Source organism: Shouchella xiaoxiensis, assembly GCF_016907895.1.
Taxonomy (GTDB): Bacteria; Bacillota; Bacilli; order Bacillales; family Bacillaceae_D; genus Shouchella; species Shouchella xiaoxiensis.
In genome coordinates this window covers 16,298-27,065 of sequence record NZ_JAFBCV010000021.1, presented here as the reverse complement: position 1 = coordinate 27,065, position 10,768 = coordinate 16,298, and the positions used below count along the sequence as shown (strand labels likewise).

Sequence of the window (10,768 nt, the reverse complement as noted above, 5' to 3'; positions counted from 1 at the left end):
GGTGGCATGGCTAACAGTTTTCATGGGAGCAAAATGAATCCCGATAAATTTCACCGCAGCCAACTTAAGTTTTACTTGTTTTTAATACCGCTTGCGATTTTTATGGCAATGCCCATTGTATATATTGTGTCACATGCATTTAAACCGATTGATGAATTATTCGCTTATCCACCGCGGTTTTTTGTAGATAAGCCGACCTTGCAAAATTTTGCCGACTTAATAAACAATCGGTCGGAATCTGGTGTGCCAATGTCTCGTTATTTATTTAACAGCATTATCGTAACCATTATAGTTGTATCGATTACCGTATTCATCAGCTCAATGGCAGGTTATGCCTTGTCTAAAAAGAAATTTAAATTAAAAAAAATGATCTTTGAAATTAATACACTTGCGCTGATGTTTGTCCCTGCTGCTGTGGGAATTCCAACTTACTTATTGATTCAACAGATCGGCTTATTGGACACGTTCTGGGTACATATTCTACCGATGCTTGCTATGCCCGTTGGCTTGTTCTTATTAAAGCAGTTTATTGATCAAATTCCAAACGAGTTAATAGAAGCTGCGCAGATGGATGGGGCAAAGGACATTCAAATTTATTGGAAAATTATTATGCCGCTTGTGGCGCCAGCATTAGCAACAGTTGCTATTCTTTCCTTTCAGGCAGTCTGGAACAGTGTCGAAGCATCGACCCTTTATATTAACGACGAGAATTTAAAAACGTTTGCTTTTTATATGTCTACGTTAACGAGTGATGCAGCGGGTAACACAGTTGCTGGGCAAGGTATGGCGGCGGCAGCTGCACTAATTATGTTTTTGCCAAATCTAGTTATCTTCATCATCCTGCAAAGTAAAGTGATGAATACAATGGCGCATTCAGGAATTAAGTAAGGGAAGGAGGAAGCGAGATGAAAAAAGTACTGTTACTATGGCTCTGTTTTGCGTTTATTTTTATGATGCCATTAAGTGTACAGGCTTCTGTTGAAGTCCCTTATAAAACGTATACGCTCTCAGGTGAGGGTTATCCGATGGAAACCCAAGTTGCTTATGTTCCTGTTGGGAATATCGGGAATGCTGGTGAATTAATCGCACCTGAGGATTTATTTATTGATGAAACCAACAGTGTTTTTGTAGCTGATTCAGGCAAACAGCTTGTTGCTGTTTTTAATGAAGAAGGAAGTCTGATAGGTGAGATTGGATCAGGAGAGTTGATTGAACCGCTTGGGGTTTTTGTCAATGAGACAGGTATTTACGTCGCCGACTATGGACGAGAAGAGATTGTTTTGTTTAATCATGATGGCGAGTTGATGCAATCATTTGGACGTCCGGACACACCTTTGTATGGAGAACGTGCAGTGTTTAAACCGCAGAAGGTCGCGGTTGACCGTAGAGGGAATATGTATGTGGTCTCTGAAGGATCAACCAATGGGATTGTTCAATTAAGCTCAGAGGGAGATTTCCTCGGATTCTTTGGTGTTAACCGTTCGGGAAGTTCACTTATGTCGTTTTTGCCAGATTTATTAACGAGTGAAACGCAACGCTTAAATCAGTTTTTACGTGTTCCACCTGCCCCTTCAAATATAACGATTGATGAACAAGGTCTCATTTACACCGTTACTGCTGGGACAGATGAAGAAGTACTTCGCCGACTCAATATTGCCGGCTCTAATATGCTCCCGTCTGATATTGCTGGCTCAAATCCGATGCGCGATGTGGCTGTTGGCCAGGCGGGTAACATGGTCACCATTACAACGGATGGAACGATCTATGAACTTGATCCAGAGGGATACACACTGTTTTATTTTGGTGGTAGAGAAGATGGTACAAGTCGAGCTGGATTATTTGTTCAGCCGAGTGCAATTGAAATCGATCAGAATGGACAGTTGTTAATTGCCGACAGGGAAAAAGGAACAGTGGAGTTGTTTAGTCCGACCGGTTTTACAGAAAAGCTGCACGAAGGCATTGGCTTGTTCGCGGAAGGTTATTATGTGGAAAGTGAAGCGATTTGGCAAGATGTTCTTCAATTAAATGCGTCGTTTGCACTCGCTCATAATGCCATCGGTCAGTCTGAGTTTAAACAGCAAAATTATGACGAAGCAATGGAGCGATTTAAACGTTCAAATAATCAGAGTGCGTACTCAAATGCGTTCTGGGAAGTTCGTTATGAGTGGATGCAGGAAAACTTAAGTTTGCTGTTTGCATCCGTTATCGGATTAATTACATTGCGTTTCGGGATCGTTTACACGAATCGACGCTTCGGTTATTTGGCACCTGTGAACCAAAAGTGGCAGCAAGTGAAACAATGGAAGCTTCTGAACGATCTGTTGTTTTTGTTCCGGTTTATTCGCCACCCAATTGATAGTTTTTATTATTTAAAAACAAATCAACGGAGCTCGCTTTTGTCAGCATCAATAATGTATATCATTCTTTTTTTATCTTATTTATTTTTTGTTTATGGAAGAGGGTTTATTTTTAGTCCGACACCGCTAGAATACTTTTGGTTCACATATGATTTGGTCTTATTCGTTACACCAATTCTTTTCTTTCTACTCGTAAACTACTTAGTCAGCACGATTAGTGATGGAGAGGGTCGCTTTAGTGAATTGTATAAAGGGTTTATTTATGCCTGTGCTCCGTTATTAATTGGTTTAGTACCGCTTGTTTTTGTGTCACAGATTTTAACATTAAATGAAGCGTTTATTTTTAACTTCAGTTTAATTATTATGATTTCTTATTCGCTCATTATCCTCTTTATTATGGTAAAAGAAATTCACGATTTTTCGTTTTGGGGTACCGTAAGAAACATTTTAATTACCCTATTTGGAATGATTTTGCTTGCTTTTGTACTTATGATTGTCTATGTGCTGTTTGATCAAGTGATTCAGTTTGTTTCGTCCATTATCCAGGAGGTGCTGTACCGTGTTTAAAAAAATTACCTGTGTATGTATAGCCTTTGGCCTGGTTCTTTTCTCTGGACATGATGCTGCATTCGCTCAAGATCAGGGTGGGGGGATTACACCGTGGCACCGCTCGAATCAATTTACTCAACCGCTTGTTGTTGAACAAACAGAGCTACCTCTTATTGAACCAGCGGAGAATGGCTTTACAAAAGTGGCTGAATCGAATGAGTTACTGTTGTATGTAGAACCAGAATCTCTCGGTCTACATATTGAAGCAAAGCAAACTGGTTATGTTTGGCGCTCAGGCGTTCACGGACAAGAAGATGTTAATTTAAATGAGACTTGGCGGGATATGGCCAATTCAGCCATTACAATAGACTATTTAGACCAACGGAACAACTTGCAAACTGAAAGCCTTATTACGAATGATTCTGAGGTTGACTTGATCGAGACTGGTGCGGGATTTACGGCAAACATTGAGTTTGGTCGATCAAACATCAAACTTTCGCTGAACGTGGAGCTTGAAGAAGATCGTTTATCGTTCACAATACCCGAAGAATCAATTGAAGAAGGTGAACGGGCGCAGCTAGTGTCGTTGCGATTATATCCGTTTTTAGGGGCTGCCGATGAGACGATTGAAGAGGGGTATCTCTTTTTACCTGATGGAAGTGGTGCATTAATTCGGTTTGAAGAGGAAGCAAGGGCAACAACGCCATTTCGTGCACCTATTTACGGACAAGATGCGGCATTTGAACGCAATCGAACGTCGGTATCGCAGCTAAACGAACCGTTGTCTATTGCCTATCCTGTATACGGTATTGTCCACGGAGAAAAACAAAACGGCTTTGCGGCTATTCTTGGCGAGGGCAAGCATCATGCCGACATTATTGCCTATCCAAAAGGTGCTTCAACCGACTTCTATTGGACGACAGCATCGTATACATTCCGTCATGAATACTATCAACCAACAAGTCGAAGTGGTGATGGGTTTAATACGTATCAAAGCGAGCGACTTACCTATTCCATTGAGCAAGAGCTTGTATTCCTGCAAGACGATGAGGCGAGCTATGTTGGAATGGCCCATGCCTATCAAACGTATTTAGCAAAGAATGACCTATTACCGACGCAAGAAGATGAGGTGCGAGTTAACGTCGAGTTTTTAGGAGGAGAAACAAAGCGTCGTTTCTTTTGGAGAACGATTGAGGCAATGACACCTGTCGCAAAAATAGAAAGCCATGTAGAAGACCTTCATGCGGCCGGGGTTGAGAATATGCAGGTCGTTTATCGAGGCTGGATGTCGGGTGGTTTAACAGGAACGTTACCGCAGAAGAACGGTTTTGAATTGGCGCTCGGTTCTAGAGAAGAACTCGCGCAAGCACAGCAGCGCCTTGCAGATCTCAACATCCCGCTTTATTTCCAAACGGATTATACAAAAGCATATGATGGGGCTTCTGGCTTCTCAGGACAAAATGATGTGGCAACCCGCTTAAATGGGGAAGCAGCATTGTCATCTGGTTATTACTGGAGTTACTATTTGTTGACTCCTGAGTGGGCACTTGATGCCGTAGAAGCAGATCTTGCGATGTACGAAGACAATGGCGTTGGACGATTGGCAGTAGACACGACCGCTGCAGCGCTGTACAGCCATTATACAGGGAATAACGTTGTCCAGCGTGAGGAGGCAGTGGAGCACTATCAAACGTTATTTGAAAAACTGACAGATGAGGTCGGACCACTCGCCTTAAATCAGCCGAACGATTACGCATGGAAATACGCTGAAAGTTTTCAGAACATCCCGCTGTACTCTTCAAACTATACTATGGTGACCGACACCGTTCCATTCATGCAGATTGTCTTGAAGGGGCATCTACCATATTTTGGAGAGTTCTCAAACTTTCATAATCAAACAGAGCAAGATCTCTTGCGCATGATTGAATACGGCGCATATCCGTCCTTTTACTTAACAACAGAGTCGTCGCACCTGCTATTTAATACACCTTCTGAAGACTTGTTTACATCGCAGTTTGATACGTGGAAAGAAGACGTTGTAAACCAATACCTTACTGCTGTTGAAGTGCTTAAGCCAGTTGAAGGTGAAACAATCGTTGACCGAATTGTACACGGAACAGGACTTGTTGAAGTGGTCTATTCAAATGGGAAGTCAGTAGTTGTTAATTACCGTGAAGCGGATGCGACGATAAATGGACTGACGTTAGAGGCACTTAGCGCTCAGACAATGGACCATACACAACTTGAAAATCAGGAACAAGAGGAGGGTGAGGCAGAGTCATGAGTCGGTTAACAATTAAAACGAGAAAATCGCTAACTGGCTACGGGTTTATCCTCCCCTGGCTCATTGGTTTTGCTATTTTCACTGCTTTTCCATTGTTTTATTCTATTTATTTAAGTTTTCATGATGTCCGGATTACGCCTAATGGAATTCAGACAAGCTATACGCAGTTTTCAAATTACTATGATGCCTTTGTTGTTGATGGGCAATTTGTACAAATCCTCCTAACCTATTTACGTGAATTTGCCTTTTCAGTACCGATCATTCTAGTCTTTTCTTTAATCATTGCTTTGTTGTTAAATCAACCAATTCGATTCCGCGGGTTGTTTCGTCTCGTTTTCTTTTTGCCGGTTATCATCATTAGTGGACCGGTTGTTAATCAACTAATTGAGCAAGAGATGACGAGCATTCCAGTGCCAGAAAGCAACTTTATCTTTATGTATCTAATGGCGGGAGACGGAATTATTAGCACGATCTTTACGTACTTAATGGACAACCTCATTATGACGCTATGGTTTTCTGGTGTGCAGATCTTAATTTTTTTAGCGGCTTTGCAGAAGATCGATCGTCATATTTATGAAGCAGCTAAGATCGATGGAGCTTCAAACTGGGAATGTTTTTGGAAAGTAACCTTGCCGAGTTTGTTTCCGATTCTATTAGTAAACACGATTTACACAACGGTTATGTACTCGATCTTTGCGCTTAATGGAGTAGTCATGCACATCCAAAGCCATATGTTCCGAGTGGAAACAGGGTTTGGTTATGCCTCGGCATTATCATGGATTTACTTTGCTGTTATCTGTCTAATCTTGCTTCTAATTGTTGGGTTTATGACAATACGAGGCCGTAAGGGGAGAGCGTAATGGATTTACAAACAAAGAAACTGCAAAGAAACGTTAATCTCAAACGGTCAAAATTAGGAACAGCAAAAGTGAGGAAATTCTTATTAGGAAGTCAGGATAACAGCGGACTGCTTATGAAACTGCTTGTCTACAGTTTGTTAATTGGGATTGGCTACGTTTATTTATATCCTGTGCTCTATATGGGCGTCTTCAGTCTAAAAAGTTTAGAGGATTTGCTTAATCCCCTCGTTAACTGGATACCAACAGGTCTTTATTGGGAGAATTTCATCAGGGCGCTAGAAGTGTTAAACTTCTGGCCGTCATTATGGCAGACGCTTTATGTGACAGTCATCCCTGCAGCAATCCAAACAGCAGTTGCGGCAGTAGTCGGATATGGATTTGCTCGATTTCAATTTCCATTAAAGAAAACATTGTTCGTTCTTGTATTAGCAACTTTTATCATTCCGCCGCAAGTCACTTTAATTCCGCGGTATGTATTTTTTAACGAGCTTGGCTTACTTGGAAGCATTCAGTCTTTTGTTCTGCCAGCTTTGTTTGGTCAAGGCATTAACAGCGCTATATTTATATTAATCTTTTATCAATTTTTCCGAATGTTGCCGGACTCTCTTGAAGAGGCGGCGCAGCTAGACGGAGCCGGGAATTTACGTATTTTCTTTACAATTGCTTTGCCAATGGCAGTACCGGCAATCATTATTTCTTTTTTGTTTTCACTCGTATGGTATTGGAATGAAACGGGTCTTGCGGCGATTTACTTTGGTAATAGCTTAACGACATTGCCACTTGAGTTGCAGCGTTTCTCTGCCGTGTATGAGCAAATGTATGGCGGTGAAGGTAGCTTTGACTTTATCAATGAAGGCATTCAAATGGCGGGTACACTTATTACAATTTTGCCGCTGCTCATTATTTACTTTATCGCACAGCGCTGGTTCGTTGAAGGTGTGGACCGATCAGGAATTGCAGGAGAATAAGGAGAGAAAAAAGAGTTGAATAGAGAAAAGATCATACAAGAAGAAGCATATAGAAGTTTTTTATTTTTTTGGGAAGAGGCCAATACAGATCCTTCTAGCCCTGGTTTTGGGTTAATACGCGATAAAACAGGAGATGATGCCGTCCATGTGGCAAGTATTGCTTCTGTAGGATTTGGCTTATCGGCGATTATTATTGGAATTGAACGTGGCTGGATATCGCACCAAGAAGGCTTTGTTCGTACGAAAGGAACATTAGAAACTTTTTTACATCAGGTTGAACATTTTGATGGCTTCTTTTATCATTTTTTAGATATGAGAACGGCAAAACGCTATAAAGAATACCATGACTGTGCCTCAATTATTGATACCTCGCTGTTTTTAAATGGTGCCATTACATCGGCAGAATACTTCGGCGGAGAAATAAAGTCACTATTTAACAAGCTGTATGAACGAATCAATTGGCAGACGTATTACAACAAAGAAACAAATCAGTTTTACATGGGATACGATGAAGAGACTGGCGGTTTTGGTCAGTGGGATATGTATGCGGAGCAACTGATGCAGTATATGCTTGGGACGGCATCGCCAACCCATCCAGTCCCAGTTGCTATATACGATGGCTTCGAGCGCCAACTAGGAACTTACGGGGATTATACGTTTTATAACTCCCCAGGTGGTCAACTATTTACGCATCAATTTGCCCATGCTTGGTTCCAATTTAAAGATACAGTTGATAAAGACGGGATAGACTGGTTTGATAACTCGGTAAAAGCATCGCTTGCGAGCAGGCAATATGCAATAGATAACCAGAACACTTTCCGGACATGGTCAAAGGATTCTTGGGGGCTTACAGCGAGTGAAGGCCCTAACGGCTATCATGGCCACGGTACGCCGCCTTACCATCCGCTTGTAGATGTGAAAAATGATGGGACGGTTGCTCCTTGTGCAGCAGCAGGCTCGATTGTATTTACACCAGAAGAGTCGAAAGCTGCGCTGGAGCATTTTTATCAAGCGCATCCAAGACTTTGGAGTAAGTATGGATTTCTGGATGCGTTTAATGTTGATTTAGAACCAGCTTGGTATTCAGAAAGAGTGATTGGAATTGATAAAGGGATTACCCTGTTAATGATTGAAAATGAACGCAGCGGCCTGATTTGGGATTTGTATATGAAAAACGACTATATAAAGAAGGCACAAGACCTTCTTGGATTTAAAAAGCAGCAAGAAGCATAAGGAGTCGTCAGTAATGATCGAGCTAAAAGAAAAGAAAATCTTCATAGATGGGAAACCGCAGCTCATTCTGTGCGGGGAAATCCATTATTATCGGCTTGAGAAAGATGTGTGGCAGGACCGCCTAAATAAATTAAAAGCGGCTGGCTGCAATGCCGTCGCAACCTATGTACCTTGGATTTGTCATGAACCAAGGGAAGGGGAGATTGATTTAACAGGTAGGTCAAGACCAGAATTAGACCTTGCTGGATACATTGATCTCTGCCAGCAGAACGGGCTTTATTTCATTATTAAGCCTGGTCCATTTATTATGGCGGAAATGAAAAATGAAGGGCTACCTTATTGGATTTATGAGAAGCACCCTGTTATTAAACCGCTTGGCTGGGACGGGAAACTAGGACCAACTCCGACAGTTGATTACACGCACCCTCGTTTTCTAGAAGAAGTGAGAAATTGGTACGAAGCGATTATGTCGATTGTAACGCCTAGGCTACATCGAAGTGGTGGTCCAATCATTGCTTTGCAGCTTGATAATGAAGTTGGTATGCTCGATTGGGTTAGTAACACACCTGATTTAACTGATCATGCAGTGGCATCCTTTATTGCTTGGATTAAAAACACGTATAACAAAAAGGAACAAACCGAGCGCTACGCGCATGAATTAACACCGCAAGAAGTTCGTTCTCCCGATGAATCGTATGTAGCGGCACTTCATAAAGATTTAGGCTATTTTATGCGTGATCGATTTGCCGATTATATCCGGACACTGCGTGGGTATGCAGAACAATTTGGAGCCGTTGGCATCCCATTCATCGTAAACATTCATGGAACGGGAGGAGGAAGGGGGTTTACGTTCCCGATTGGTATAAGTCAACTATACAAAAGCTATACACAGGCACCGGGTTATCTGTCAGGATCAGATATTTATTTTGGTGATTTAACTATGGAGACCTTCCAAGACTTGTATCTTATAAATGGAATGATGGACGCTGTACATACGGCTGATCAGCCATTAACTTCGATTGAATTTAACTGTGGAGACGGAAATTTCGGTGAAAATTATGGTGGAAGGTATGACCCTTCAGCTGCTGATTTAAAAGCGCGGATGTGCATCGCCCAAGGAAACCGTCTCTTGAATTATTATCTATTTGCTGGTGGCAGAAACTACCGACTTGATGAACGACGAGGTGATGGGAATGATCGCATTGCGGCAACAGGAGAACGACATGGGTTTGCAGCACCAATTGACCCCGAGGGGAACGAGAATTATACGTACCCTCGTATGGCTGAATCCATCAAAACGTTAATGGCGCAAGGAGAGCAACTAGCATCAATGGAGGAAGAACATGATTCCGTTGCTTTTGGTTTTATTCCCGACTACTATATGACTGAATATCGGTATCCCAAAAGTGCTGTTATGCAATCCGTTTATCAAAACATCGAAGAATTTCGTGCACACGGCGCTTGGGAAATAATGGGTCGAGCCATGTTGTTAGGCGGTTACCGCTTTACAGGGATTGATGTACAAAATAAGTCACTTGATCCAGAAAGAAATAAAGCAATTGTGCTGCCTTCTGCACGCTACATGGCCGAGTCCATTCAAAAAAAGCTTGTAACTTACATGCATGCCGGGGGAACGGTACTCCTCTATGGTGAAGCACCTACCTTTGATATGGAGGGAACACCATGTAATGAGCTGCTCGCAGCTGCTGGTGTGCAAGCAGTTGGGGTTAAGCGTGCTGAAGAAGGTTACTATTTATCGGTCATTGCAAAAGGCATAGCTGCACCAAGACCAGAAGTGCGTACGCATTTTGCCCAACTTTTTTCAGGAGAAAACATTGAGCCGATCTTTGAACTGTATGGCTCTAATGAAATAAGTTCTTTTCAGCAGCGTATTGGGCAAGGAAAGTTAATCGTTATTGGAAATGCGTATCGATGTGATATTGAGTTATTCCAAACGCTCTTAACATCAGTCGGTGCTCCTCCAAAACTCTCACATGACTATAAGCATCATGGACTGTTCTTGACTACAACAAAAGGCAAAGAAGGAGAACGTTTTCTCCATGTCCTTAATTTAGACGGATTTGAAAAAAGGTTCGGCGTCTATGAGAACAAAGAACAACTGTTTGGAGGAAAAGAAATTCACCTTGGAGCTAGAGATGGGTTACTTTTGCCAATCAACGTAATGTACGGGGATGTGAGAGTTTGCTATTCAACAGCAGAGGTAAAACGAGTTTCTGACAAGAAAATGACGTTTAGAGGCGGTAGCCACGGGTTTGAAGCATGTTTACAAACGAAGAAACAGCCACAAGTCGGCGATGGTGCTACTGTGGAATACATGGACAATGAGTGTTACCAGTTAAAAACAGAAGGAGCAGAATGTGTCGTGACGTTTGCTTAACATCTTTACATTTTTAGACTTTTCAGCTAATCTATAAAGGCGATAAGAATGGAGGTGAGTAGAAGTGGATCTTTTTAATGGTAGTCAGACAAAGCTCCGTAAATACCTGTGGATTTGTC

General features: G+C 41.9%; 7 protein-coding genes. All 7 read left to right on the top strand.

The window, feature by feature from the left end; translation table 11 throughout:
* The first annotated feature begins 6 nt into the window (after positions 1 to 6).
* From JOC54_RS21250 to JOC54_RS21220, 7 genes are read left to right on the top strand one after another with little or no spacing between them, the layout of a single operon-like run.
* Positions 7 to 888: a carbohydrate ABC transporter permease gene (locus JOC54_RS21250; RefSeq protein ID WP_204469027.1), complete on the top strand. Its 882-nt coding sequence runs from the start codon at positions 7 to 9 to the stop codon at positions 886 to 888.
* A 17-nt stretch (positions 889 to 905) separates the two neighbouring features.
* Positions 906 to 2,924: a YIP1 family protein gene (locus tag JOC54_RS21245; protein WP_204469024.1), complete on the top strand. Its 2,019-nt coding sequence runs from the start codon at positions 906 to 908 to the stop codon at positions 2,922 to 2,924.
* On the top strand, positions 2,917 to 5,190 hold the full coding sequence (locus JOC54_RS21240) for a DUF5696 domain-containing protein (RefSeq protein WP_204469022.1): 2,274 nt from the start codon (positions 2,917 to 2,919) through the stop codon (positions 5,188 to 5,190). Before JOC54_RS21245 ends, JOC54_RS21240 begins: the two co-directional genes overlap by 8 nt.
* Positions 5,187 to 6,050 (top strand): carbohydrate ABC transporter permease, encoded by an 864-nt coding sequence (locus JOC54_RS21235; RefSeq protein WP_035441214.1) that lies wholly within the window; start codon positions 5,187 to 5,189, stop codon positions 6,048 to 6,050. The genes JOC54_RS21240 and JOC54_RS21235 overlap by 4 nt, the downstream gene beginning before the upstream one ends.
* On the top strand, positions 6,050 to 7,018 hold the full coding sequence (locus JOC54_RS21230; RefSeq protein ID WP_204469020.1) for a carbohydrate ABC transporter permease: 969 nt from the start codon (positions 6,050 to 6,052) through the stop codon (positions 7,016 to 7,018). Before JOC54_RS21235 ends, JOC54_RS21230 begins: the two co-directional genes overlap by 1 nt.
* A gap of 15 nt (positions 7,019 to 7,033) precedes the next feature.
* Entirely contained in the window at positions 7,034 to 8,251 is a 1,218-nt protein-coding gene (locus JOC54_RS21225; protein WP_204469018.1) for a glucoamylase family protein, read from the top strand.
* A 13-nt stretch (positions 8,252 to 8,264) separates the two neighbouring features.
* Positions 8,265 to 10,649, top strand: coding sequence for a beta-galactosidase (locus JOC54_RS21220; RefSeq protein ID WP_204469015.1), 2,385 nt, complete (start codon positions 8,265 to 8,267; stop codon positions 10,647 to 10,649).
* Positions 10,650 to 10,768 lie beyond the last annotated feature (119 nt).

Excerpts from the sequence above, each read along its gene's own strand:
- JOC54_RS21220 (WP_204469015.1), top strand. The coding sequence starts at position 8,265 with ATGATCGAGCTAAAAGAAAAGAAAATCTTCATAGATGGGAAACCGCAG.
- JOC54_RS21235 (WP_035441214.1), top strand. The coding sequence starts at position 5,187 with ATGAGTCGGTTAACAATTAAAACGAGAAAATCGCTAACTGGCTACGGG.
- JOC54_RS21245 (WP_204469024.1), top strand. The coding sequence starts at position 906 with ATGAAAAAAGTACTGTTACTATGGCTCTGTTTTGCGTTTATTTTTATG.
- JOC54_RS21250 (WP_204469027.1), top strand. The coding sequence starts at position 7 with ATGGCTAACAGTTTTCATGGGAGCAAAATGAATCCCGATAAATTTCAC.
- JOC54_RS21230 (WP_204469020.1), top strand. The coding sequence starts at position 6,050 with ATGGATTTACAAACAAAGAAACTGCAAAGAAACGTTAATCTCAAACGG.